General features: G+C 73.3%; 20 protein-coding genes. 6 read left to right on the top strand and 14 right to left on the bottom strand.

Annotated elements, in window-relative coordinates; genetic code table 11:
* Positions 1 to 4: 4 nt before the first annotated feature.
* The 6 genes from ACN268_RS28465 to ACN268_RS28440 all read right to left on the bottom strand — a co-directional run bounded on the left by ACN268_RS28465 (position 5) and on the right by ACN268_RS28440 (position 5,137).
* On the bottom strand, positions 5 to 313 hold the full coding sequence (locus ACN268_RS28465; protein WP_363652399.1) for a hypothetical protein: 309 nt from the start codon (positions 311 to 313) through the stop codon (positions 5 to 7).
* Between the two features lie 142 nt (positions 314 to 455).
* On the bottom strand, positions 456 to 1,319 hold the full coding sequence (locus tag ACN268_RS28460; RefSeq protein ID WP_204923757.1) for a S1C family serine protease: 864 nt from the start codon (positions 1,317 to 1,319) through the stop codon (positions 456 to 458).
* A 62-nt stretch (positions 1,320 to 1,381) separates the two neighbouring features.
* The gene (locus tag ACN268_RS28455; protein WP_204923756.1) at positions 1,382 to 2,341 is read right to left on the bottom strand and encodes a VWA domain-containing protein; all 960 of its coding nucleotides are present in this window, start codon (positions 2,339 to 2,341) and stop codon (positions 1,382 to 1,384) included.
* Positions 2,338 to 3,330: a DUF58 domain-containing protein gene (locus ACN268_RS28450; RefSeq protein WP_421486058.1), complete on the bottom strand. Its 993-nt coding sequence runs from the start codon at positions 3,328 to 3,330 to the stop codon at positions 2,338 to 2,340. Before ACN268_RS28450 ends, ACN268_RS28455 begins: the two co-directional genes overlap by 4 nt.
* Positions 3,327 to 4,376 carry an AAA family ATPase gene (locus tag ACN268_RS28445; protein WP_088641647.1) on the bottom strand — a complete coding sequence of 350 codons (1,050 nt, stop codon included), beginning with the start codon at positions 4,374 to 4,376 and terminating at the stop codon, positions 3,327 to 3,329. Before ACN268_RS28445 ends, ACN268_RS28450 begins: the two co-directional genes overlap by 4 nt.
* Before the next feature lie 239 nt (positions 4,377 to 4,615).
* A complete protein-coding gene (locus ACN268_RS28440; protein ID WP_421486057.1) occupies positions 4,616 to 5,137 on the bottom strand; it encodes a hypothetical protein in 522 nt (173 codons plus the stop codon).
* 397 nt (positions 5,138 to 5,534) lie between these two features.
* On the opposite strand from ACN268_RS28440, the gene ACN268_RS28435 reads away from it, so the two are divergent.
* On the top strand, positions 5,535 to 6,470 hold the full coding sequence (locus tag ACN268_RS28435) for an endonuclease/exonuclease/phosphatase family protein (RefSeq protein ID WP_421487018.1): 936 nt from the start codon (positions 5,535 to 5,537) through the stop codon (positions 6,468 to 6,470).
* A gap of 14 nt (positions 6,471 to 6,484) precedes the next feature.
* On the opposite strand, the gene cimA is transcribed toward ACN268_RS28435, so the two are convergent.
* Positions 6,485 to 8,068, bottom strand: coding sequence for a citramalate synthase (gene cimA / locus ACN268_RS28430; RefSeq protein ID WP_421486055.1), 1,584 nt, complete (start codon positions 8,066 to 8,068; stop codon positions 6,485 to 6,487).
* Between the two features lie 286 nt (positions 8,069 to 8,354).
* Between cimA and ACN268_RS28425 the strand changes: the two genes are divergently transcribed.
* Positions 8,355 to 8,813: a PRC-barrel domain-containing protein gene (locus tag ACN268_RS28425; RefSeq protein ID WP_204956799.1), complete on the top strand. Its 459-nt coding sequence runs from the start codon at positions 8,355 to 8,357 to the stop codon at positions 8,811 to 8,813.
* A 78-nt stretch (positions 8,814 to 8,891) separates the two neighbouring features.
* Positions 8,892 to 9,647 (top strand): tyrosine-protein phosphatase, encoded by a 756-nt coding sequence (locus tag ACN268_RS28420; protein WP_204956798.1) that lies wholly within the window; start codon positions 8,892 to 8,894, stop codon positions 9,645 to 9,647.
* 664 nt (positions 9,648 to 10,311) lie between these two features.
* Here the strand turns inward: ACN268_RS28420 and ACN268_RS28415 are convergent.
* Entirely contained in the window at positions 10,312 to 11,409 is a 1,098-nt protein-coding gene (locus ACN268_RS28415) for a branched-chain amino acid aminotransferase (protein WP_421486054.1), read from the bottom strand.
* A gap of 111 nt (positions 11,410 to 11,520) precedes the next feature.
* On the bottom strand, positions 11,521 to 12,552 hold the full coding sequence (locus ACN268_RS28410) for a 3-isopropylmalate dehydrogenase (RefSeq protein WP_421486053.1): 1,032 nt from the start codon (positions 12,550 to 12,552) through the stop codon (positions 11,521 to 11,523).
* Between the two features lie 221 nt (positions 12,553 to 12,773).
* Here ACN268_RS28410 and ACN268_RS28405 point away from each other — a divergent pair, with 221 nt between their 5' ends.
* Both ACN268_RS28405 and ACN268_RS28400 read left to right on the top strand, forming a co-directional pair.
* Positions 12,774 to 13,649 (top strand): FAD:protein FMN transferase, encoded by an 876-nt coding sequence (locus ACN268_RS28405; protein WP_421486052.1) that lies wholly within the window; start codon positions 12,774 to 12,776, stop codon positions 13,647 to 13,649.
* A 358-nt stretch (positions 13,650 to 14,007) separates the two neighbouring features.
* Entirely contained in the window at positions 14,008 to 14,364 is a 357-nt protein-coding gene (locus tag ACN268_RS28400) for a hypothetical protein (protein ID WP_204956794.1), read from the top strand.
* 85 nt (positions 14,365 to 14,449) lie between these two features.
* Here the strand turns inward: ACN268_RS28400 and serA are convergent, their stop codons facing one another.
* From serA to ACN268_RS28375, 5 genes are all read right to left on the bottom strand, one after another.
* Complete coding sequence (gene serA / locus ACN268_RS28395) at positions 14,450 to 16,048, bottom strand: phosphoglycerate dehydrogenase (RefSeq protein WP_421486050.1); 1,599 nt, start codon at positions 16,046 to 16,048, stop codon at positions 14,450 to 14,452.
* A 551-nt stretch (positions 16,049 to 16,599) separates the two neighbouring features.
* Positions 16,600 to 17,613 carry a ketol-acid reductoisomerase gene (gene ilvC / locus ACN268_RS28390; protein ID WP_204923743.1) on the bottom strand — a complete coding sequence of 338 codons (1,014 nt, stop codon included), beginning with the start codon at positions 17,611 to 17,613 and terminating at the stop codon, positions 16,600 to 16,602.
* Positions 17,614 to 17,682: 69 nt separating this feature from the next.
* The gene (gene ilvN, locus ACN268_RS28385; RefSeq protein WP_204923742.1) at positions 17,683 to 18,198 is read right to left on the bottom strand and encodes an acetolactate synthase small subunit; all 516 of its coding nucleotides are present in this window, start codon (positions 18,196 to 18,198) and stop codon (positions 17,683 to 17,685) included.
* 66 nt (positions 18,199 to 18,264) lie between these two features.
* Positions 18,265 to 20,148, bottom strand: a complete 1,884-nt coding sequence (locus ACN268_RS28380; RefSeq protein WP_363792926.1) for an acetolactate synthase large subunit — start codon at positions 20,146 to 20,148, stop codon at positions 18,265 to 18,267.
* Between the two features lie 239 nt (positions 20,149 to 20,387).
* Positions 20,388 to 22,802 (bottom strand): putative bifunctional diguanylate cyclase/phosphodiesterase, encoded by a 2,415-nt coding sequence (locus ACN268_RS28375; RefSeq protein ID WP_421486047.1) that lies wholly within the window; start codon positions 22,800 to 22,802, stop codon positions 20,388 to 20,390.
* 110 nt (positions 22,803 to 22,912) lie between these two features.
* Here ACN268_RS28375 and ilvD point away from each other — a divergent pair, with 110 nt between their 5' ends.
* A complete protein-coding gene (ilvD, locus tag ACN268_RS28370; RefSeq protein ID WP_421486046.1) occupies positions 22,913 to 24,760 on the top strand; it encodes a dihydroxy-acid dehydratase in 1,848 nt (615 codons plus the stop codon).
* Positions 24,761 to 24,839: the final 79 nt, after the last annotated feature.

Raw genomic sequence — 24,839 nt, 5'->3', positions numbered from 1 at the left:
GAGGTTAGCGCCCCCGGCCGCCGGCGGGCGTCACGGTCGCCGAGGGTGCGGGTCCGGGTGCCGGCTCGGCCCGGTCGTGGTCGGGCCCGACGGTGGCGTAGGCGACCGCGCCGAACAGCAGCAGCGCGATCACCCCGACCCGGGTGAAGACCGCCCGGACCAGTGCGAGGGCGGCCCGGCGGGCCCCGGGGACGGCCCGCCTGGCGGCCCGGTAGTCGTTCCAGCCACGGCGGGCGCGGGCGTACCGCGCGCCGACCCCCCAGCCGACGACGAGGCCCACCACCAGCAGCAATGCAACGAGAGGTAGCTCCACCCACGCCAGTATCCATACTTAGCGCCATATTTCTATGGGCTGATGGCCTGACCTCGGCATCTGCAAGTTTTCCCTGGTCAGCGCCGCGTACACCGGCCGCCGCACCGGTGGACGCCGGCGACCCGGCCCGAGCCCTCCCGGGTCAGCCGCCCTTGCCGATGATGGTGTCGGCCGTCTGCTGCACCTGGTCGATGGGGATGGCGAAGCCGATGCCGATCGACCCGCTGCCGTCGATGGTGGCGATCGCCGTGTTCACCCCGACCACCTCGCCCCGGGCGTTGACCAGCGGGCCGCCGGAGTTGCCCGGGTTGATCGACGCGTCGGTCTGCACCGCGCTGCGGCGGTTGGTGCCCAGGCGCACCTGCCGGTTGAGGGCGCTGACGATCCCGGCGGTCACCGTGCCGGCCAGGCCCAGCGGCGAGCCGACCGCGAGCACCGGTTCGCCGACCCGGGTGGACCGGGGCTTGGCCAGCGGCAACGGGGCCAACCCGGCGGCCGACGGCACCTTCAGCACGGCCAGGTCGCTGCCCGGCTCCCGGCCGACCACCTCGGCGGCGTACCGGCGGCCGTCGGGCATCTCCACGGTCACCGCGCCACCACCCCCCTTGGCCAGGATGTGGTCGTTGGTGACGACGTGCTGCTCGTTGTCGATGGCGAAGCCGGAACCGGTCGCCGACTGCCCGGCGGCACCGCCGCCGACCAGCACGGACACCACGCCCGGGACGGTCTTCTGGGCGGCGGTGACCAGTTCCGCCGGGACCGGGGCGGCGGAGGCCGCCGTCGGGCCCGCGCCGTCCTGGCCGGCCACCCAGCCGCCGGCCGCCGCACCGGAGACGGTGGAAAGGGCGACCACCGCCACGGCGGTCCACAACCGCCCGCGCCAGCGCCGCCGCGACGGGTCCTCCCCCGGCGACGGTACGTCCCACCGGGGTCGGCCGTCCGGCCCCAGGTCGGGTGAGAGGAACCAGGGGCCCCGGGGCTCCCCCAGGCCGGTCGGTACTGCCATACGTCCGCTCCTCACTGTGTGCTGCGACGGATCAGGGGCAGGTGGGCCGGTACGGTCCCCGCTCAGGGCAGGCGGGAGAACCAGCGCATCGACCCGGCCGCCGCCCCCATGGCGAAGACCAGCCCGAGCCCGATGAACCGGGCGGAGATGTCCTGACGTTCCTTGCGGTAGCCGACGGAGGAGCCGATGTCCTCGTAGACGTCGCGCAGTTCGGCGCTGCTGCCCGCCTCGTGGAACCCGCCCCCGGTCTGGTCGGCGACCGCCTGCAGGGTCTGCCCGTCGACCGGCACCTGGATCGGCCGGCCACCCCGGTCGACGAACCCGCCCGGGGTGCCGAACGAGATGGTGTGCACGGGCACCTTCGCCGCGACGGCCGCCGCGGCGGCTTCCATCGGGTCGGCCCCGGAGGTGTTCGCCCCGTCGGAGAGCAGGACGACCCGGGCCGGCGGCGGTTGCTTGGCCGCCTTCCCGTCGAGGCTCTTCACCGCGCCGAGGCAGGCGCTGATCGCCTCGCCGATGGCGGTGCCCTGCACCCCGGTGATCCCCTCGGCGAGCCGGTCGATCCCGTCGTGCAGGGCGCCCCGGTCGGTGCTCGGCGGCACCAGCACCGCCGCGCTGCCGGCGAACGCGACCAGTCCCACGTTGAACTCGTCGGGCAGGCCGTCGACGAAGGTCCGGGCGGCCTCCTTGGCGGCGGTCAACCGGTCCGGTTCCACGTCGGTGGCGAGCATCGACGTGGAGACGTCCACGGCGACCATCACGGTGGCCCGCTCGCGGGGCACCCGCACCTCGGCGGTGGGCCGGGCGAAGCCGACCACCAGCAGCGCCAGCATGGCCAGGAACAGGCCGGCGGGCACGTGCCGTCGCCAGGCCGGCCGCTGCGGGGCGACCCGGTCGAGCAGCCGCAGGTTGGTGAAGCGGACCGCGTACCGGCTGCGCCGGCGCTGCGCCAGCAGGTAGCCGACGGCCAGCGCGACCACCCCGAGCAGCAGCAGGAGCCGGGCGGGTGACTGCCAGTTCACGCGACACCTCCCCGGGGTGCGGCGGACGCCGCCAGCCGGCGCTGGGCGTGCACGTGCCGCACGATGTCGGCGGTCCAGTCCCGGTCGGTCCGCAACGCGAGGTGGTCGGCCCCGCTGCGGCGCAGCGCGCGGGCCACCTGGGCGCGTTGCGCGGCGGCGGCGCTGGCGTACCGGCGGCGCAGCTCCGGGTCACCGGTCCACACCTCGCGCCGCCGGCCGGTCTCCGGGTCGACCAGGGTGATCAGGCCGACGTCGGGCAGCTCCAGCTCACGCGGGTCGGTCACCTCGACCGCGAGCACCTGGTGGCGGGCGGCGAGGCGGCGCAGCGCCGGCTCCCACCCGGTGGTGGCGTCGTGCCCGTCGGGCAGCCCGTCGAGGAAGTCGGAGACCACCACCACCAGTCCCCGCCGGACGGCGACCCGCTGCACCGCGGCGAGCGCGGCGGCCAGGTCGGGGCCGGTCGGCGGGGTGTCCGGTGCCGGGTCGTCCACCCGGGGGGCGTCCAGCAGCGCGCGGAGCACGCTCAGCAGGTGGGTACGCCCGCAGCGGGCCGGGAACCGGCGCAGCCCGTCGCTGCCGAGCACCTGCGCGCCGAGCCGGTTGCCGGTGCCGGCGGTGAGGAAGCCGACCGCGGCGACGGCGGCCACTGACAGTTCCCGCTTGTCCAGCGCGGCGGTGCCGTACTCCATGCTGGGGCTGGCGTCGACCAGCAGCCAGGTGGTCAGCTCCCGGTCGGCGTCGACCTCGCGGACGTGCGGGACGGTGGTACGGGCGGTGACCGCCCAGTCCATCCGGCGTACCTCGTCCTCGCCGGGGCGGTACTCGCGGCTGCCGGCGATCTCGCTGCCGGGGCCGGGCAGCAGGCCACGCAGTTGACCGTGGAGCAGCCCGTCGAGGCGGCGGGTGACGGTCAGTTCGAGGCGGCGCAGCCGCCGTTCGGGGGCGAGGTCGGCAAGGGTCGGGCCGGTCAGGGCGGCCGGGGCGCTCACGCCGCCGCCAGGTCGGGCGTGTACTCGGGGTGGCCGGTGGCGAGCACCGGGGGCGGCACCGCCTGCACCAGCCGGTGCACCACCGCCTCGGCGCTGACCCCGTCGGCGACCGCGTCGAACGAGAGCACCAGCCGGTGGGCGAGCACGTCGACCGCGAGTTCGCGGACGTCGTCGGGGAGCACGTACTCGCGGCCGCGCAGCAGCGCCTGGGCACGGGCGGCGGCGACCAGGCCGAGGGTGGCCCGGGGGCTCGCCCCGTACGCCAGCAGCGGGGCGATCTCCGGCAGCCCGAAGCGGCCCGGGTCGCGGGTGGCGAGGATCAGCCGGACCACGTACTCGGCGAGCGCGTGGTGCACGAAGACCTGGGCGGCCCGGCGCTGGTAGTCGCGCAGCCGGACCGGGTCGAGCACCTGGCGGGGGCGGGGCCGGTCGCTGCTCATCCGGTAGAGGATGGCCAGTTCGTCGGCGTCGCCCGGGTAGTCGACGACGATCTTCATGAGGAACCGGTCGCGCTGCGCCTCGGGGAGCTGGTAGACCCCCTCGGACTCGATCGGGTTCTGGGTGGCCAGCACGAGGAACGGCTCCGGCACCGGCCAGCTCCGCCCGCCGATGGTGACCTGCCGTTCGGCCATCGCCTCCAGCAGCGCGGACTGCACCTTGGCGGGGGCCCGGTTGATCTCGTCGGCCAGCACCAGGTTGGCCATGATCGGGCCCAGCTCGACGTCGAAGTTCTCGGTCGAGGCCCGGTAGATCCGGGTGCCGACGATGTCGGAGGGGACCAGGTCGGGGGTGAACTGGATGCGGGTGAAGGTGCCGCCGACGACGGTGGCGAGGGTCTGCGCGGCAAGCGTCTTGGCGACGCCGGGCACCCCCTCCAGGAGGCAGTGGCCGTCGGCGATCAGCGCGGTGAGCAGCCGTTCGACGAGCCGGTCCTGCCCGACGATCACGCGTTTGACCTCGAAGAGGGTCTGTTCCAACTCGGCGCCCGCCGCGTCGGCATCGACCGGGCGGGGCAGGCTGGCCAGGGTGTCCGAGATGTCCGTCACGGTGCTTGCTTCCCGGGGTCACCCGCCGGCAAACGTCGGAATTTCCCGCCCCGACGGGCCGATTCGTCCCGGACCGGGACGACCGGCCCGGCGGGGCGGCAACACCGTGCGACGACCCAATGCGTGCGTCACCGGGTGATCCGTGCCCCGCCCACGCGGGCCGGGCCACGGGCACCGGTGTCCACAGCAGACGGTGCCGACCCCCTGGTGGGGGCCGGCACCGCCGACGGGTCCGCGCCTCAGTTGGCGACGAACAGGTGGAACGGCTTGTTCGACACCGATCCGCTGGAGCTGTACGTCTGGATGAAGACGCCGTTCGGTGTCTGGTTGCGCGGGGCGACGGCGATCTCGCCGGCCGGCGGCACGTTGAACTGGTCGTTGGTGCCGATGGTGGCCTGGAACGCCTTCCCGACCACGCTGTAGTCGAGCAGCACCTGGTACTGGCCGGTGCCGTACCGGGTCGACGAGACGACGTTCGCCGAGTGCTGGAGCAGGGTGCCGTCGCTGGCGACGACCGCCCAGGCGACCGAACCCGAGGCCGGCGGGGCGAGCGAGGCCTTGAGCGCCGCACGGGCCTGCTTGGCTTCGGCCGCCGTCACCGGGGGCTGACCGGTGGCACCGGACAGCCGCGCCCCGGGCTGGGCCACCTCGGCCGGAGCCTTGGTCGCCGGTTGCGCGACGGCGATCCCGCCGCCGGCCAGGGTGAGCGCCAGGACGCCGAGCGTCACCGCCGCCGCCTTACGCCTGAAGAATGTGGCCATGACAGGTCTCCCTTTTGTGACCGTGGCAATACGGCCGACCCACCGTACGGCGAGCCGGATACAGATGGTGCGATCGAGCCGGAATTAACGTGGGCAGAAAGCCTTCCACCCACGCCGGAAATAGTGAAGAAGAAACACTTCCAACCGGCCTGAGCTGGGAAAACTACGCTCTGTTGCGGCACCTCAACGAGGAGGAACGTAGCACCGCCAAAAGCGGAGCGTCAATAGCGCACCAACCCGTTTCGCCATCCCGAAAACGATGTTGGAAATTGCGAAACGTGAAGTCTCGACCATTCACGGAACGGCTCCGCGCCCGGCGGAGGCGGCATCGGCCGCTAGGCTGGCCGCCGTGCTGACGACCCCGGTGCCGACCACCACCCGCCGTCGTGCCGCTCCGCTGATCTGCTGGCTGGCGGTGGCACCCGGCCTCGCCTGGGCCGTGGTCCGCCTCGCCGGGTTCGACCGGGGCCCACTCGTGCAGGCGCTCGCCTTCACCCCGTACGTGGCGGCGTGGAGCCTGCTGGCCCTGATGCTGGTCCTCGCCCTGCGGTGCCGGTGGCCGGCGGTGGCCGCGGCGGTGGCGACGCTGGCACTCCTCGGCGCGGTGGCACCCCGCGCGCTACCCGACCGGCAGCCGGCGACCCGGGGGCCGCAACTGCGGGTGCTCACCGCCAACCTGCTCGCGGGCAACGCCGACGCGGCCACCCTGGTCGAACTGGTCCGCCGGCACGAGGTGGACGTGCTCACCGTGCAGGAGTTCACCCCGGCGGCGCGGGACGCCCTCGACCGGGCCGGCCTCGCCGACCTGCTCCCCCACCGCCAGCTCAACCCCGAGGTGGGCACCACCGGCTCCGGGCTCTACGCCCGGTTCCCCCTCACCGACGGCGGTTTCCGGCGCAACGCCGGGTTCGCGTTCACCCAGGCGTACGCGACGGTGGCGGTGCCCGGCGCACCACCGTTACGGGTGGAGTCGGCCCACCCGGCGGCACCCTGGTCGGTCGGGGTGGTCGGCGAGTGGCGCACCGACCTGGCGGGCCAGCCGCGCGCCACCCCCGACGGTCAGCTCGGCATCCTCGCCGGGGACTTCAACGCCACCCTCGACCACTCCCCGCTGCGTGCCCTCCTGTCCAGCGGCTACGTCGACGCCGCCGACGCCGTCGGGGCCGGGCTGGTGGGCACGTGGGGTCCGTACGACGGCGACCCGATCCCGCCGGTCACCATCGACCACGTCCTGGTCGACCGCCGGATCGCGGTCCGTGCGGTCACCGTCCACGGGGTGCCCGCCACCGACCACCGCGCCGTGCTCGCCACCCTGCGCCTGCCCGCCCCCTGACGCCGGGGGTCAGCTCACACCGCCGCGCGGTCGAGGCCGTAGGTGAGGGCGTCCACGAGGGCGTGCCAGGACGCCTCGACCACGTTCGGGTGCACACCCACGGTGGTCCAGTCCCGGCCGGTGCCGTCGGCGGTCTCCACCAGCACCCGGGTCACCGCGCCGGTGCCGTGGGTGCCCTCCAGGATGCGCACCTTGTAGTCGGCCAGCTCGAAGTCGCGCAGCTCCGGGTAGTGCCGGGACAGGCCGACCCGCAGCGCCTCGTCCAGGGCGTTGACCGGGCCGTTGCCCTCGGCGGTGGCGATCACCCGCTCGCCGCGTACCCGGATCTTCACGGTCGCCTCGGAGATCACCTCGCCGTCCTCCCGGTGCTCCACCAGCACCCGGTACGACTCCAGCGCGAACGGCCGCACCGGGGCGGCGTCCGGCAGCTCGGAGCGGACCAGCAGCTCGAACGAGGCGTCGGCGGCCTCGAACGACCAGCCGCCCGCCTCCAGCTCCTTGACCCGGGCGGTCACCTTCGACACGGCGTCCGGATGGCCGGCCAGGTCAAGACCCAGCTCGCGGCTCTTCAGCTCGATGCTGGCCCGGCCGGCCATCTCGGTCACCAGGATCCGCATGTCGTTGCCCACCACCGACGGGTCCACGTGGTTGTAGAGCAACGGGTCGACCTTGATCGCGCTCGCGTGCAGCCCCGCCTTGTGGGCGAAGGCGGCGGCCCCGGCGTACGCCTGGTGGGTGTCGGGGGCGATGTTGGCGATCTCGGCGATGGCGTGCGAGACCCGCACCATCTGTTCCAGGCAGCCGTCAGGTAGGACGGGCAGCCCGAGCTTGAGCTGGAGGTTCGCCACGACGGCGAAGAGGTCGGCGTTGCCGGGGCGCTCGCCGTACCCGTTGGCGGTGCCCTGCACGTGCCGCACCCCGGCCTCGACGGCGGCGATCGTGTTGGCCACCGCGCAGGCGGTGTCGTTCTGGGCGTGCATGCCGAACAGTTCCGGGGCGATCCCGGTCCGGGCGGTCAGGTCGGCGATCGCGGCGGTCACCCGGGACGGCAGCATCCCCCCGTTGGTGTCGCAGAGCACGAACCGTTCGGCCCCGGCGGCGAGCGCGGTCTCGACCACCGAGGCGGTGTACGCCGGGTCGTGCCGGAACCCGTCGAAGAAGTGCTCGCCGTCGACGAAGACCCGTCGCCCCTGCGCGACCAGGTGGGCGACCGTGTCCCGGACCATCGCCAGGTTCTCCGCGCCGGTGGTGCGCAGGGCGCGTTCGACGTGCCGGATGTCGGCTTTGGCGACCAGCGCGACGGCCGGGGTCTGCGCGTCGAGCAACGCGCGCACCTGCGGGTCGTCGGCGACGGCGACCCCGGCCTTGCGGGTGGCACCGAACGCGACCAGCAGGGCGTGCCGCAGGTCCAGCTCGGTGCGGGCCCGGCGGAAGAACTCGGTGTCCTTCGGCACGGCACCCGGCCATCCGCCCTCGATGAAACCGACGCCGAACTCGTCGAGCAACCGGGCCACCGCCAGCTTGTCGATCACCGAGTAGCTGAGCCCCTCGCGCTGGGCGCCGTCGCGCAGCGTGGTGTCATAGACCTGGAACGTCATCGCGAGTCCCTTCCTTCGGACCGTCGAACCTTGCGGGGGCAACAAAAAGACCCCCCGCGGATGCGGGAGGTCTGCGCGCTCGGCAGAGGGGAGGCCGGCGCGCTAGCTGCCAATAATGCGGGCGGAGCTGGTCACGGTCGCCACTCTGCCACTCCCGCCCGAATCTGGGAGACAGAATCCACATCCCGGGACGGGGTGTGTGGGACGTCTCCCCTCGGGTACCTCAGATGCGGACACGAAGCGCTTTTCTCCGATAACGACTACGACAGTCGAGGCAGGAGTTCCCATGGACAGGCTCGATCCGCACACCGCCCACGGCACCACCGACCCGATGGTCGACGACGGCCAGGGCGCGATCGCCGGCGGTGCCCCCGGCGGGGCGTTCAACCCCTGGAGCTACCGCGACGAGGCCGGGGTCGCCGACGCCGACCTGGTCGGCTACAAGGTCGAGGCGACCGACGGCGGCATCGGCAAGATCGACGAGGCGAGCCACGAGGTCGGCGGCAGCTACCTCGTCGTCGACACCGGCCCGTGGATCTTCGGCAAGAAGGTGATGCTCCCCGCCGGCACCGTCAACCAGGTCGACCACGACGACCGGAAGGTCCACGTCGACCGCACCCGGGACCAGATCAAGGCCGCTCCCGAGTACGACGAGACCAGCCACGGCGACGCGGCCTACCGCGACAAGCTGGGCGGCTACTACGACGACACCTACGGCAACCTGCCGCCCGGCACCGCCCGGTAGCCGGCAGGCACAACTGTCGATCGACGGTAACGGTCGGCGGGGCGGCGTGCTCGCCCCGCCGGCCGTTACCGTGTGCGGGTGAACCCCACCGAGAACAGCCGGCGTATCCCGTTCTCCGCGATGTTCAACTTCCGCGACGTCGGCGGCTATCCCGGCCACGACGCACGTACCGTCCGCTGGGGTCGGCTCTACCGCTCGGACTCCCCGCACCGCATCGACGGCACCGACCGGGAGGCGTTCGCCGCGCTCGGCATCCGTACGGTGATCGACCTGCGCCGCCCGACCGAGGTGGACCGGGACGGCCGGGTGCCCGACCTCGACGGCCTCGCCTACCGGCACATCCACCCCGAGCACGCCGACTGGGCGCTGAGCCGCCACGAGCCGGAGGCCAGCCTGGCCCGCTACCTCGCCGACCGGTACGCCGACCTCGCCGAGACCGGCACCGCCGGGCTGGCCGAGGCGGTCGGGCTGATCGCCGACAGCGCCAACGCGCCCGTCCTGGTGCACTGCGTCGCCGGCAAGGACCGCACCGGCATCGTCTGCGCGCTGACCCTGTCCGTGCTCGGCGTCGACGACGAGCAGATCGCCGAGGACTACGCGCTGAGCAGCGAGGCGTCCCAGCGGTTCAGCGCCTGGCTGGCGGCGTCCATGCCGGAGGCCGAAGCACCGCCCGCGCCCTTCCTGGGCTCCCCCGCCGAGGCGATGTCGCTCTTCCTCGCCGAGCTGCGCCAGCGGCACGGTTCGATCGAGGACTACCTGCGGCACGCGGGCGTCACCGACGACCAGCTCGCCGCCCTGCGCGACCACCTGCTGGAGCCGCCCGCGCTGCGGTGAGCGCACCGCCGACGTTCCGGCAGCGGGCGTCGGGCACGTCGGTGCCCGACGCCCGCTTCTGCCGACGCGCCCCGCGCCACCCGTGCCCGCTTCTGCCGACGCGCCCTGCCAGCCCTGAGAATCGCCACCGGCGGGGCGGGGTGACAGGTCGGGGCCCAGACCCTCCAGATGCCCGGGTGCGTCCTTTAGAGCTGATGACGCAAACGAGTCAGCATCACCCCGGCGACCGCGACATCCGCAGCACGCCGAAGCGAGCCGGGACGAGCCCGAGCGGGACACACAGCCCGAGCGGGACGCTCGACCCGAGCGGGACACGCAGCCCGACCCGAGCGCGACGCTCAACCCGAGCGGGACACGCAGCCGGGGTGGAAGGGCGCAGCCTGAGTGGGCCGGTGTGGCGTAGCCCACCGAGCGACGGGCGTCCCCTACCGGCTGTCACCGCCGGCCCGACCGTTGGCGCAGACAGAGCGGCCACAGCTCGGCTGATTCGTCGACGTCATCAGCTCGAAAGGACGCACAGACATGGTTACCTGCCCGGCCGGGGAGTACCACAGCACGCTGTCCGGAGCAGCCCGTCGGCTCCGGCTCCGGACGCGGGCAGCCGACCGTCGGGGCCCACCCCCACGCCAGCGACGAGGGGCGGGCCGGAGGACGGCCGGGGTGGTCAGCGGATGTGCGTGACCCAGCCGTGCGGATCGGGTGCGTCACCCCGCTGGACCGCCACCAACTGCTCCCGCAGCGCCGCGCTGGCCCGGCCCGGCTCACCGCCGCCGATCACGAACTCGCCGCCGGGGTGCCGCACCCGGGCGATCGGGGTGATCACCGCGGCGGTGCCGCAGGCGAAGACCTCGCGCAGCCGGCCGCTCTCGGCGTCGGCCTGCCACTCGGCGAAGCTGACCGGACGCTCGACGACCCGGTGCCCGGAGGCGGCGGCCAGGGCGAGCAGCGCGTCCCGGGTGATGCCGGGCAGGATGGTGCCGGTCAGCGGCGGGGTGACCAGGGTGTCGTCGTCGTAGACGAAGAACACGTTCATGCCGCCCAACTCCTCGACATAGCGGCGCTCGACCGCGTCGAGGAAGACCACCTGGTCACAGCCGGCCTCGATCGCCTCGGCCTGGGCCGACAGCGACGCCGCGTAGTTGCCGCCGCACTTGGCCGCGCCGGTGCCGCCGGGGGCGGCCCGGGTGTAGTCCGGGGACACCCAGACGGTGACCGGCTTCACCCCGCCGGCGAAGTAGGAACCGGCCGGTGAGGCGATGACGCAGTAGAGGTACTCGCGGGACGGTCGGACGCCGAGGAAGACCTCGCTGGCGAACATGAACGGCCGCAGGTAGAGGCTGGCGTCGGCGGCGTCGGGGATCCAGTCCCGGTCGACCTCGACCAGCTTGCGCAGCGACTCGACGAACAGCTCCGCCGGCAGCTCCGGCATGGCCAGCCGCCGGGCGGAGGCGATGAACCGGGCCGCGTTGGCCTCCGGCCGGAACATGGTGATCGAGCCGTCGGCCCTGCGGTACGCCTTCAGCCCCTCGAAGATCTCCTGCGCGTAGTGCAGGACGGCGCTGGCCGGGTCCATCGGGATCGGCGCGCGGGCTTCGACCCGGGGGTCGTACCAGCCCTTGCCGTCGGCGTACCGGATGGTCACCATGTGGTCGGTGAAGACCCGGCCGAAGCCGGGGTCGACCAGCAGGGCGGCCCGCTCGACGGCGGATACCGGCGCGGGATTCGGACGGATCTCGAAATCGAGCATGTCACCACCGCTCATCGCGCTGACCTCCCTGCGGGTTTGCCGGCACGCGGGAACCACGCACCGGGCTGACGTCCCAGAAACCTACCCCGAACGCTCGTTCAGTGGATAGCTCCACGTCCCGAGGGGTCAGGCCACCGCCTGCGCGGCGAGCCGGTCCCCCACCTCGTCGGTGCGCAACGACACACCCGACGTGCGGGCGGCCAGCTCGGCGGCGACCGCGCCGGTCACCCGGGCGGCGGCGTCGGCGTGGCCGAGCTGGTCGAGCAGGAGCGCGGCGGAGAGCACCGCGGCCACCGGGTCGGCGACCCCCTTTCCGGCGATGTCCGGCGCGGAGCCGTGCACCGGCTCGAACATCGACGGGTACGCCCCGGTGGGGTTGATGCAGCCGCTGGCGGCCAGCCCGATCCCCCCGGTGACCGCGGCGGCGATGTCGGTGAGGATGTCGCCGAACAGGTTGTCGGTGACCACCACGTCGTACCGCTGGGGCTGGGTGACCAGGAACATGGCGGCGGCGTCGACGTGCTGGTACTCGGTGGCGACGTCGGGGTGCTCGGCGGCGACGGCCGCGAAGGCACGGGCCCACAGCGAGCCGGCGTGGGTCAGCACGTTGGTCTTGTGCACCAGGGTGACCTTGCGCCGCTCACGGCGACCGGCGCGGACGAAGGCGTCCCGGATGACCCGTTCCACCCCGTGTCGGGTGTTCAGGCTCTCCTCGGTGGCCACCTCGGCCGGGGTGTCCCGGTGCAGGCTGCCGCCGGCCCCGGCGTAGAGCCCCTCGGTGCCCTCCCGGACGACCACCAGGTCGACCTCGCCCGGCTTGACGTTGGCCAGCGGGCCGGGCACCCCCGGCCAGAGCCGGGACGGGCGCAGGTTGACGTACTGGTCGAAGGCGAAGCGCAGCTTCAGCAGCAGGCCGCGCTCCAGCACGCCGGGCGGCACGGTGGGGTCGCCCACCGCACCGAGCAGGATGGCGTCGTGGCCCGCCAGCTCGGTCAGCACCGAGTCGGGCAGCACCTCGCCGGTGCGGTGGTACCGCGCCGCGCCGAGGTCGTACTGCGTGGCCTCGACGCCGGGAAGCACGGCGTCGAGGACCTTGAGGGCCTGCGCGACCACCTCGGGTCCGATCCCGTCCCCGGCCACCACCGCGATCCGTGCCACCTGCTGCTCCTCACCTCGTCCGCTGTGCGCAACGGTACGTCCCCGTCCCGCCTCCCGGTACGCGCCTTCCACCATCTGGGAGGCAGAAATGCTCAGCAGGCTCCCAGGCAGCATTCATGGTGCGGTCATCTCCACTGCCTAGGGTCGGTGCAGGACGGGTCGTGGGGGCCCGGGACGGACCGGCCGCGACGCCGCGGCACCGTCGGTGAAGGAGCAGGATGATGCGGACCGAGCAGCAGCGGGGGCCAGGCCGACTGGACGAGCAACCGCGCACCCGTTGGGTGGACCAGACGGCGTTCTCCCGCCGCCGCCCCGACCTGCGCCTGAGCACCCGCAGCCACCGCCTCGACCCCGCCGCTGACCCGTCCGGCGGCCGGATCGCCGTGCAGCACTCCGTCCGGACCGGCACCGCCGGATACTCGCTCCTGCTCAACGCCCCCGAGGAACTGGGCCGCCGGGCGGTCGGCGACGCGCTGCGCGACGCCGTCGCCGAACTGCGGGCCATCGACCTCACCTACGGGCCGAACCGGCCGCAGAGCCTGGTCTCCCGGCTGCGGCGCGGCGAGATCAGCCCCGAGTCGTACCCTCCGCTGACCGACCTGGTGGACCGCTGCGCCGCCATGCGGGCCGCCACCGACGGCTGGTTCGACGCCTGGGCCGTCCCCGGCGGCTTCGACCCCGGCGGCCTGCTCAACGGCTGGGCGGTGGAGCGGGCCGCGGCCCGGTTGCGCGCCGCCGGCATCCACGACTACGCGGTGCTCTCCGGCGCCGACCTGACGGTACGCGGACACGCCGCGCACGGCGGACCGTGGCGGGTGGCGGTGCACCACCCGACCGACAGCCGGCGGGCCCCGCTGGTGCTGGAGATGACGGCCGGCGCGGTGGGCACCTCCGGGGTCAGCGGCCGGCAGGGACACGTGGTCGACCCGCACACCGGCGAACCGGCCGGACAGCTGGTCGCCGCGACCGTCGTCGGCCCGGACCTGGCGGTGGCCGACGCCTACGCGACCGCGTTGTACGCGGCCGGGCCGGTGGGACTGTCGTGGTTCCGCGCCGACTCGGCCTATCAGGCTCTCTTCGCCCACCGACGCCGCTGAGCGGTGTCGCGGCGCGTCGGCCGACCTGTGGAGGGGGTCCACGGGGTGGCGCGGTCGACGGGCCGGCGATCGGCCCCCACGGTCTCGGCAACGACCGTGGGGGCCGGTCAGCGACGAGTGCGCGTGGCTCGCGCATTCGAGGGGTGCGGACCGGCCGGCCGGACGCTCGGCCCCGTCACCCGAAGACGGGTCGACTTCCGACTTTCCCGATGACCGCTCCGGTACGCTAGCGAATCGACGCAACTCTACGCAAGAGTCTCCACAGCGGACCGTGTTCCTCCGTACACTCTCGACCACTCGCGGCGATCACGGCGGGTCAGTGTCGCCCGGGGGTCCGGGTGATGGCACGCTGTCCGCCGTGAGTTTCGATCTGAGCGTGTGGGCCCTGCACGACGGAGCCACGCCCGAGGACGTCCGGGCGGCGGTGCGGCAGTGCCACGAGGGGCGGCACGGCGAGCGGTATCCGGACCCGCGGGTGGTCGCCTTCTACCGCGCCATCACCGCCTCGTACCCCGACCGGCCCGCCCACCAGGGCACCCCGTGGGAGGTGTCGCCGCTGCACGCGGCGGCCGACCACGTGGCGCTGAACCTCGTACCGACCTGTGACGACCAGGTGCTGCTCGACATCGAGCGGCTGGCCGGCGAGTACGACCTGATGCTCTTCGACCCGCAGGACGGTTCGGTCTACCCGCCGCCGTCGCGCCTCGCCCGCTGAGGCCACCGCCCGCGACGCTCGGGTGTGGACGACGGAGGGCCCGGCCGTGCGGCCGGGCCCTCCGTGGTGCAACGTGCGGGTGCGACTACTCGTCGCGCAGGTCGGCCGCGCTCGCGGCGGTCGCCCCGATCGAGTCGGCGGCCGAGGTGAGCAGGTCCGCCCCGAGCGCCTGGTCGACGGTGAGCGTCATCAGGGTCTCGCCGCCGGCCTCCCGACGGGCCACCTGCATCGCGGCGATGTTGATGCCGGCCTCGCCGAGCAGCGTGCCGACGGTGCCGACCACGCCCGGCCGGTCGGCGTACCGCAGGAAGAGCAGGATGCCCTCCGCGCCGATCTCCACGTCGAAGCCGTCCACCTCGGTCAGCTTGATGACGTCGCGGGTGCCGGTGTGGGCGACCGTGCCGGAGACGCTGACCGTACGACCGTCGGGCAGCGCGCCCCGCACGGTGACCAGGTTCGGGTGGTCGACCGTCTCGGCCTGGGTGGCGAGGGTCACCTCGACACCCCGCTCGGCGGCCAGGTGCGGCGCGTTGACGTAGGTGACCTGCTCCTCGACCACCGAGCTGAACAGCCCCTTGGTGGCGGCGAGCTTGAGCACCGACACGTCGTGGTTGACGATCTCGCCGCGCACCTCGACGGTGACGCTGGCGGCCACCCCGCCGGCCACGGCGGTGAACGCCCGGCCCAGCTTCTCGGCCAGCGGCAGCAGCGGCCGGACGTCCTCGGCGACGACGCCGCCGGCCTGCACGTTCACCGCGTCCGGCACGAACTCGCCCTGCAACGCCAGCTTGACGCTCTTGGCCACGGCCAGGCCGGCCTTGTCCTGCGCCTCGTGGGTGGACGCGCCCAGGTGCGGGGTGGCCACCACGTTGTCGAAGGCGAACAGCGGCGAGGAGGTGCACGGCTCCTTGGCGTACACGTCGACGCCGGCACCGGCGACCCGGCCCTCGGCGATCGCGTCGGCCAGGGCCTGCTCGTCGACCAGGCCACCCCGGGCGGCGTTGACGATCCGGACGCCCGGCTTGACGATCGCCAGCTCCTTCTCGCCGATCAGGCCGACCGTCTCCGGGGTCTTCGGCAGGTGGATCGAGATGAAGTCGGCCTCCCGCAGCAGCTCCTCCAGCCCCACCAGGCGGACGCCGAGCTGGGCGGCGCGGGCCGGCTGGATGTAGGGGTCGTACGCGATCAGCCGGGTGCCGAAGGCGGCGATGCGCTGGGCGAACAGCACGCCGATGCGGCCGAGGCCGACCACGCCGACGGTCTTGCCCTGCAACTCGACGCCCGTGTACTTGGACCGCTTCCACTCGCCGGCCTTGAGCGCGGCGCTGGCGCTGGCGGTGTTGCGCGCGACGGCGAGCAGCAGCGCGACGGCCTGCTCGGCGGCGGAGACGATGTTGGAGGTGGGGGCGTTGACGACCATGACGCCCCGCGCGGTGGCGGCCGGAACCTCGACGTTGTCCAGCCCGACGCCGGCCCGGGCGACCACCTTCAGGCGCGGCGCGGCGGAGATCGCCTCGGCGTCGATCTGCGTGGCACTGCGCACGATGACCGCGTCGGCCTCCGCCAGCGCGGAGAGCAGGGCCGGACGGTCGGTGCCGTCGACGTGGCGCACGTCGAAGTCGTGCGCGAGCACCTCGATGGCAGCGGGGGCGAGTTCTTCGGCGATCAGTACGACAGGATTCATCGGTCCTCGTAGACGTCGTATTAGGTTGGCCGGGGCGACCGGGCGCCGCGATGCGCCCTACGCCGATCCGTGCCGTGGCCGTCAGGTGCCGGTCACGCACCTCACCAAGGATGGTAGGGGGCGCTCCGGCCGGCATGTCCCGGTCTTCGGGGTGAGGGCCCTCACACAGGGTTGTCGCACGCCTGTCATCCCCCGTTCATCCGGCCCGGGAGCGCGGTGCGGGGGCCGATCGGGACCGATGAGGCATCGATCACCCCATCCCGCCTGGTGAACCGGCCAGCGCGGACCGCGACGGCGACCGGCGGAACGGGTCACGGCGCGACGGGGTCCGGCGGCGACAGGGTCCAGCGGCGGCAGCGGCCCGGCCCCGACCGCTGAGGAACGTGCCCGCGCAGAAAGCGGTATGACTGGCAGGCATAAATATGCCTGCCAGTCATACCGCTTCACGTCACCAGGTCGACCGGCCCGCGACCCGCCCGAGGGAGCCGGCGGCCCGGTCAGGACCGACGACCCGGGCGGCCCGCCGGACGGCGCTCAGCGCGACGGACCGCTCAGGCGGTCTCGGTGAGCGGGCGGTCCACCCAGCTCATCATCGAGCGCAGCTTCTGCCCGGTCTCCTCGATCGGGTGCGCCGCGCCCTCGGCCCGCCACTTGGCGAAGTTCGGCCGGCCGGCCTCGTCCTCGGCCACCCACTCGCGGGCGAACTCGCCGGACTGGATCTCGCCGAGGATCTTGCGCATCTCCTCCTTGACCCGCGAGTCGACCACGCGCGGGCCACGGGACAGGTCGCCGTACTCGGCGGTGTCGGAGATGCTGTACCGCATCCGGGCGATGCCGCCCTCGTACATCAGGTCGACGATGAGCTTCAGCTCGTGCAGGCACTCGAAGTAGGCCACCTCGGGGGCGTAGCCGGCCTCGGTGAGCACCTCGAACCCGGTCTGCACCAGGGCCGCCGCGCCACCACAGAGCACCGCCTGCTCGCCGAAGAGGTCGGTCTCGGTCTCCTCGGTGAAGGTGGTCTTGATGGCGCCGGCCCGGGTGCCGCCGATGCCCTTGGCGTACGCCAGGGCGAGCGGGAAGGCGTTGCCGCTGGCGTCCTGCTCGACGGCGACCAGGCAGGGCACGCCCTTGCCGTCGACGTACTGGCGGCGAACCAGGTGGCCGGGGCCCTTCGGGGCGACCATCGCCACGTCCACGTCGGCCGGCGGGGTGATCAGGCCGTAGCGGATGTTGAAGCCGTGCCCGAAGAAGAGCGCCTTGCCGGGGGCGAGGTTGGGGGCGATCGACTCGGCGTAGATGGTCCGCTGGGCGGTGTCCGGCGCCAGGATCATGATCACGTCGGCCTCGGCCGCCGCCTCGGCCGGGGTGAGCACCCGCAGGCCCTGCTCCTCGGCCTTCGGCCGGCTCTTGGAGCCCGCCGGCAGGCCGATCACCACGTCGACACCGGAGTCGCGCAGCGACAACGCGTGGGCGTGGCCCTGGCTGCCGTACCCGATCACGGCGACCTTGCGGCCCTGGATCAGGCCCAGGTCGGCGTCGTCGTCGTAGTACACCTCAACGCTCATTGACTTCCCTTTCGTACGGCGGTCTCGTCGACCGTCGTGGACTGTGTGCGGTGGCGGGTGGGCGCGCGGTCAGGCGGCGCGCAGCGCCGGGCCGGCGGTGATCGACCGCGAGCCGCGCCCGATCGCCACCGTGCCGGACTGGACCATCTCCTTGATCCCGAACGGCTCCAGGTCGCGCAGCAGCGCGTCGAGCTTGTCGGGGGTGCCGGTCGCCTCGACGGTGAGGGTGTCCGGCGCGACGTCGACCACCCGGGCCCGGAACAGGGCGACCGTCTCCAGCACCTGCGCGCGGGCGGCGCGGTCGGCGCGGACCTTGACCAGCAGCAGCTCCCGCGCCACCGAGACCTGCGGGTCCAACTCGACGATCTTCAGTACGTTGACCAGCTTGTTGAGCTGCTTGGTGACCTGCTCCAGCGGCGACGAGTCGGCGTTGACCACGATGGTGATCCGGGAGACGTCGGGGTTCTCGGTCTCGCCGACGGCCAGGCTGTCGATGTTGAAGCCGCGCCGGGAGAACAGGCCGGAGACCCGGGCCAGGACACCCGGCTTGTTCTCCACCAGCACGGACAGGGTGTGCAGGGTCATGCCACCGTCTCGCTTCGCTCGGTCGGGCCGTGCCCGCGCACGGTCCCGGGGAATCGGTCACTCATCTCAGATGTCGTCCTCGTCGAACGTCGGGCGGACGCCCCGGGCGAACATGATCTCGTCGTTGCTGGTGCCGGCGGCCACCATCGGCCAGACCATCGCGTCCTTGCCGACCGTGAAGTCGATCACGACAGGCGCGTCGGTGATCGCCATCGCCGCCTCGATCGTCTTGTCGACGTCGGCGGCGTTCTCGCAGCGTAGGCCGACACAGCCGAGCGCCTCGGCCAGCTTGACGAAGTCCGGGATGCGGTGCTTGTGGGTGCCCAGCTCGGTGTTGGAGTAGCGCCCCTCGTAGAACAGGGTCTGCCACTGCCGGACCATGCCCAGGTTGCCGTTGTTGATCACCGCGATCTTGACCGGGATGCCCTCCAGCGCGCAGGTGGCCAACTCCTGGTTGGTCATCTGGAAGCAGCCGTCGCCGTCCACCGCCCACACCACCGTGTCCGGCCGGCCGGCCTTCGCGCCCATCGCCGCCGGGACGGCGTACCCCATGGTGCCGAGGCCGCCGGAGTTGAGCCAGGTGCCCGGCTTCTCGTACGAGATGAACTGGCTGGCCCACATCTGGTGCTGGCCGACCCCGGCCACGTAGATCGCGTCCGGGCCGACGATCTCGCCCAGCCGCTTGATCACGTACTGCGGGGAGAGGGTGCCGTCGGCCGGCTCGTCGTAACCCAGCGGGTACCGCTCGCGCAGGTCGTCGAGCTGGTGCCACCAGTCGTGCAGGTCGGTGCGGCGGCCGGCCTTCTGCTCGGTGGTCACCGCCGCGATCAGCTCGTCGATGACGTGCTTGGCGTCACCGACGATCGGGACGTCGGCGTGCCGGTTCTTGCCGATCTCGGCCGGGTCGATGTCGGCGTGCACCACCGTGGCGTCCGGGGCGAACGAGTCGAGCTTGCCGGTCACCCGGTCGTCGAACCGGGCCCCCAACGCCACGATCAGGTCGGCCTTCTGCAGGCCGTAGACGGCGGCGACGGTGCCGTGCATGCCGGGCATGCCCAGGTGCTGACGGTGCGAGTCGGGGAACGCGCCCAGCGCCATCAGTGTGGTAACCACCGGGATGCCGGTCAGCTCGGCGAGCTGACGCAGCGACTCGGTCGCACCGGCCTTGAGCACCCCGCCACCGACGTAGAGCACCGGCCGCCGGGCGCCGCTCATCAGCCGCGCCGCCTCCCGGATCTGCTTGCCGTGCGGGTGCAGGGTCGGCCGGTAGCCGGGCAGGTCCAGGGTGGGCGGCCAGGAGAAGGTGGTCGCCGCCTGCAGGACGTCCTTGGGGATGTCCACCAGGACCGGGCCGGGACGCCCGGTCGCCGCCAGGTGGAACGCCTCGGCGAGGACCTGCGGGATCTCCTCGGCGTTCTGCACCAGGAAGTTGTGCTTGGTGATCGGCAGAGTGATGCCCTGGATGTCCGCCTCCTGGAAGGCGTCCGTGCCGATCATCGGCCGGGCCACCTGACCGGTGATCGCGACGATCGGCACCGAGTCCATGTACGCGTCGGCGATCGGGGTGACCAGGTTCGTCGCGCCCGGCCCGGAGGTGGCGATGCAGACACCCACCCGGCCGGTGGCCTGTGCATACCCGGTGGCGGCGTGTCCCGCGCCCTGCTCGTGCCGGACCAGGATGTGCCGCACCGAGGAGTCGTAGAGCGGGTCGTAGGCGGGCAGGATCGCCCCGCCGGGGATGCCGAAGACGACGTCGACGCCGAGCGCCTCCAACGACCGCACCAGGGAGCCGGCACCGGAGACCGGGACCGGCCCGGACGGCCGTACGGCCGGGGTGGCCGGCGCGGCGGCGCGCGGCGGGGTGGTGTGGTCGGCGTCGCCGGCCGGCTCGGTGACCGTACGGGCCCGCCGGGCGGAGTGGGCGAGGGTCTCTGGCGTGGGTCTCGTCATGGCGGTTCAGGCCTTCGGCTGGAGTTGGGTGGAGCTGCTACGACAGGTGCGACGGGGGCGGTGGCCCGCCCCGGTGGTTCCGACGGCAATAAAAACGGCCCTCGTGCAGATGCACGGGGCCAGCGCACTCTCGACAGCGGGAGAGTGCGCTCAGGTGAGTACTCGCAGCGACCGGTTCGACGACATGGGCCAAGCCTGACGCATCTCACGCGATGAGTCAACTGATCCCACATGTTGGTTCACGAACGGGGGATACCGTCCCCGTTGGGGGTCTCGTCAACCGGCCCGGCCTGCGCGGACTCGTCGTACGCGGGGCGCGGGGCGGGCGTCGCCGGGGATGCCGGTGGGTGGGATCGCAGCCGGGGCAGCAGCGGCGACGGGGTGGGTCGTCGCGGCGGGGGCGGCGGGGCCGGCGGTGCCGACGCGGGGCGGGCGCCCGGCGAGGTGGCCGCCTCCAGCATCGCCTCCAGGTGCTCGGCCGGCACCCCCCAGCCGAAGAGCGCGCCCTGCCCGAACCGGCAGCCGGCGGCGACCACCGCGGCCAGCTCGGCCGGGTTGGTGACCCCCTCGGCGATCACCTCCAGGCCGAGCTGGTGCCCCAACCGCATGACGATGTCGACCATCGGGGCGAACGCCGGCCCGTCCCGGCCCACCGGGCGGACCGGCTCGTGCTCGGCGACCAGACTGTGGTCGATCTTGAGGATGTCGATCGGCAGCCGGCGCAACTGCCCCAACGACGAGTACCCCGCACCGAAGTCGTCGAGCGCGATCCGTACCCCGGTGCGCCGCAGCGCGGTCAGCCGGCGGATCAGCTCGTCCAGGTCGGTGGCGACGGCGTGCTCGGTGACCTCCAGCACCAGCCGCTGCGGCGGCACGTGGTGGGCGCGCAGCGCCTCGGCCACCTGCACCACGTACTCCGGGGCGTGCAGCTCGCGGGGGGAGACGTTGACCGACACCCAGACGTCGTGGCCGTCGGCGAGCCAGCGGGACAGCTGCCAGCACGCCTGGTGCAGCACCCAGGCCCCCAGCTTGGCGATCATCCCGCACTCCTCGGCCAGCGGGATGAACTCGTCCGGCCGGACGTTGCCCAGCTCGGGGTGGTGCCAGCGCAGCAGCGCCTCGGCACCCACCGGCCGCACCGAGGGCAGCGACGCCACCGGCTGGAAGGCCAGCCGCAGCTCGTCGCGCTCGATCGCGCCGCGCATCTCGTGCTCCAGCCGGGTACGCCGGGTCAGCAGCCGGTCGTAGCTGCCGTCGTACCGCTCGATCCGGTTCTTGCCGCGCTGCTTGGCGTAGCGCAGGGCCAGGTCGGCGTGGCGCAGCAGGCCGACCACGTCCGGGTCGTCGCCGCCCTGCCCGGCCACCCCGATGCTGACCGAGAGGAAGACCGCCCCGCCCTCCTGCTCGTACGGCCGGCCGAGCACCCCCAGCAGCCGCTCGGCCACCACGTCCGCGTCGGTCGGCCGGCCCCGCATCAGCACCGCGAACTCGTCGCCACCGAGCCGGGCGGCCAGGTCGCCGGGGCGCAGGTTGCTCCGCAGCCGCCGCCCCACCTCGGCGAGCACCATGTCACCGACGTCGTGGCCGCGCATGTCGTTGACGTTCTTGAAGCCGTCCAGGTCGAGGCCGAGCAGCACGCAGCCGCCCCCCTCGGTGGCGCAGCGCTGCATCTCCCGCAGCAGGCCACGCCGGTTGGCGAGGGTGGTCAGCGGGTCGGTGTGGGCCAGTTCCCGGAAGTGCGCCTCCCGGTCGGCCAGCCGGTGGGCGTAGCTGCGGACGTCGTTGAGGGTGAGGTACTGCCGGGTGACCAGGGCGAAGCCCTCCAGGCTGCCGGCGATGATGCCCAGCGCGTCGAACCGGCCGCCCTGGACGAGGTGGTACATCGCCGAACCGGCCATCGCCACCATCGGGATGAAGGCGTACTCGCCGTCGCGGCGGATCAGGTCGATGTCGACCTGGCCCGGGGCGTCCACCCGGTGCACGGCGAGCGCCCCGGCGAGCATGCCCACGGCGAGCAGCGCGGCACCGGTCAGCGCCATCGCCGAGCCGCCCTGGCAGACCCCGGCGGCCAGGCCGAGACCACCGGTGGCGGTCGCGGTGATGCCGACGCCGAGCACGGCCAGCCGGGTCCGTGGGCCGTCGGCGCGGGCCACCACCATCGCGGTGAGCCCGGCGGTGAGCGCCACGGTCACCGACGCGAGCAGGATGGCCGGACAGGCGCTCGGCGTCGCCGGCCCCAGCAGCCGGGTCGGCTCCGAGAAGAGCACCCAGCCGACGAACCAGATCGCGGCGGCCACGGTCAGCCCGTCGAGCAGCAGCCGCGCGGCGGCGGCCCGGGCCACCATCGCGCCGGGCAGGCGGAGCAGACCCGCGCAGTAGCCGAGCCCGCTCAGCGCGGTGCCGACCGCGATCAGCGACGCCCACCCCATCCCCTGCCCGCGCGGGTGCGCCCCGTGGTCGGCCGCGCCGAGCACCGCGACGGTGCCGGCGGCCAGGGTGGTCAGGGCGATCGCGGCGGCCACGGCGAACAGCAGGTGCGCCTGGCGGTGCGGCCCGCCACGCCGCCGGGCCGAGTCGGCCAGCAGTGCGGTGGCGGCGACGGCGAGCAGGCCGCTCAACACCGCCACGGCGACCATGCCCGGGGGTAAACGCACGACCTCAACTGTGCCGGATCGGCGCCCGCCACGGGGTACCGGGTGTGCAACTGTTGGGACACGGCGCGAGCGGTGGGAGCCGCCCGCCGGGCGGTGTAAGACTGGTACCCATGCCTGAGCTGCGGTCGAGGACCTCCACCCACGGTCGGACGATGGCCGGTGCCCGGGCCCTCTGGCGGGCCACCGGGATGACCGACGACGACTTCGGCAAGCCGATCGTCGCCATCGCGAACAGTTTCACCCAGTTCGTCCCCGGTCACGTACACCTGAAGGACATGGGTGGCCTGGTCGCGGACGCGGTGGCCGAGGCCGGCGGGGTGGGGCGCGAGTTCAACACCATCGCCGTGGACGACGGCATCGCCATGGGCCACGGCGGGATGCTCTACTCGCTGCCCAGCCGGGAGCTGATCGCCGACGCGGTCGAATACATGGTCAACGCGCACTGCGCGGACGCGCTGGTCTGCATCTCGAACTGCGACAAGATCACCCCCGGGATGCTGCTGGCCGCGCTGCGGCTCAACATCCCGACGGTCTTCGTCTCCGGCGGCCCGATGGAGGCCGGCAAGACGGTGGCGATCGAGGGCGTCGTGCACTCCAAGCTCGACCTGATCGACGCGATGGTCGCCTCCTCCAACGAGGCGGTCACCGACGACCAGCTCGGCGAGATCGAACGCTCCGCCTGCCCCACCTGCGGCTCCTGCTCCGGCATGTTCACCGCCAACTCGATGAACTGCCTCACCGAGGCGATCGGCCTGGCGCTGCCCGGCAACGGCTCGACGCTGGCCACCCACGCCGCGCGCCGGTCACTGTTCGTTGAGGCCGGCCGGACCGCCGTCGCGATCGCCAAGCGCTGGTACGACCACGACGACGCCTCCGTGCTGCCCCGCGCCGTCGCCAACCGCAAGGCGTTCGACAACGCGGTCGCCCTCGACGTGGCGATGGGCGGGTCGACCAACACGATCCTGCACCTGCTCGCCGCCGCCCGCGAGGCCGAACTCGACTTCACCGTCGCCGACATCGACGCCGTCTCCCGCCGGGTGCCCTGCCTGGCCAAGGTCGCCCCGAACTCGCCGAGCTACCACATGGAGGACGTGCACCGCGCCGGTGGCATCCCGGCCATCCTCGGTGAACTCGACCGCGCCGGCCTGCTGCACCGCGACGTGCACGCCGTGCACTCCCCCTCGCTGGCCCAGTGGCTCACCGACTGGGACGTGCGGGGCGGCTCACCCCTCCCCGAGGCGGTCGAGCTGTTCCACGCCGCGCCCGGCGGGGTGCGCACCATCGAGCCGTTCTCCACCACCAACCGCTGGTCCACCCTGGACACCGACGCCGCGCAGGGGTGCGTGCGTGACCGGGAGCACGCCTACACCGCCGACGGCGGGCTGGCCATCCTGCACGGCAACCTTGCGCCGGAGGGCTGCGTGGTGAAGACCGCCGGGGTGCCCGAGGAGTGCCTGACCTTCCGGGGCCCGGCCAAGGTCTACGAGTCGCAGGACGACGCGGTCGCCGCGATCCTCGCCAAGGAGGTCGTCGCCGGGGACGTCGTGGTGATCCGCTACGAGGGCCCCAAGGGCGGCCCCGGCATGCAGGAGATGCTCTACCCCACCTCGTTCCTCAAGGGGCGCGGGCTGGGCCGGTCCTGCGCGCTGCTCACCGACGGCCGGTTCTCCGGTGGCACCTCCGGGCTGTCCATCGGGCACGCCTCCCCCGAGGCGGCCTCCGGTGGGCTGATCGCCCTGGTCGAGCCCGGCGACGAGATCGTCATCGACATCCCGGCCCGGTCGATCGAGCTGAACGTGCCCGACGACGTGCTGGAGGCCCGCCGGGTGGCCCAGGAGAAGCGGGACCGGCCGTACACCCCGCTGGACCGGCAGCGCCCGGTTTCCGCCGCCCTGCGCGCGTACGCCTCGATGGCCACCTCGGCCAGCGACGGCGCGTACCGCCGCGTCCCCGAGTAGCCCGGACCGGCGTCGCCCGCGTCGGCGATGTGGCGGTATCCCTACGCGGGGACACCGCTACATCGGCCCCGAAGAGTCG

Origin of the sequence: Micromonospora sp. WMMD735 (genome assembly GCF_049178995.1) — a bacterium.
Lineage (GTDB): Bacteria > Actinomycetota > Actinomycetes > Mycobacteriales > Micromonosporaceae > Micromonospora > Micromonospora wenchangensis.
The sequence above is the reverse complement of the archived record's forward strand: the minus strand, read 5'-3'. Positions and strand labels throughout refer to the sequence as shown.

Coding starts and splice junctions, on each gene's coding strand:
- ACN268_RS28460 (WP_204923757.1), bottom strand. CDS start 1,319: ATGGCAGTACCGACCGGCCTGGGGGAGCCCCGGGGCCCCTGGTTCCTC.
- ACN268_RS28440 (WP_421486057.1), bottom strand. CDS start 5,137: ATGGCCACATTCTTCAGGCGTAAGGCGGCGGCGGTGACGCTCGGCGTC.
- cimA (WP_421486055.1), bottom strand. CDS start 8,068: ATGACGTTCCAGGTCTATGACACCACGCTGCGCGACGGCGCCCAGCGC.
- ACN268_RS28425 (WP_204956799.1), top strand. CDS start 8,355: ATGGACAGGCTCGATCCGCACACCGCCCACGGCACCACCGACCCGATG.
- ACN268_RS28415 (WP_421486054.1), bottom strand. CDS start 11,409: ATGAGCGGTGGTGACATGCTCGATTTCGAGATCCGTCCGAATCCCGCG.
- ACN268_RS28405 (WP_421486052.1), top strand. CDS start 12,774: ATGCGGACCGAGCAGCAGCGGGGGCCAGGCCGACTGGACGAGCAACCG.
- serA (WP_421486050.1), bottom strand. CDS start 16,048: ATGAATCCTGTCGTACTGATCGCCGAAGAACTCGCCCCCGCTGCCATC.
- ilvC (WP_204923743.1), bottom strand. CDS start 17,613: ATGAGCGTTGAGGTGTACTACGACGACGACGCCGACCTGGGCCTGATC.
- ilvN (WP_204923742.1), bottom strand. CDS start 18,198: ATGACCCTGCACACCCTGTCCGTGCTGGTGGAGAACAAGCCGGGTGTC.
- ACN268_RS28380 (WP_363792926.1), bottom strand. CDS start 20,148: ATGACGAGACCCACGCCAGAGACCCTCGCCCACTCCGCCCGGCGGGCC.
- ilvD (WP_421486046.1), top strand. CDS start 22,913: ATGCCTGAGCTGCGGTCGAGGACCTCCACCCACGGTCGGACGATGGCC.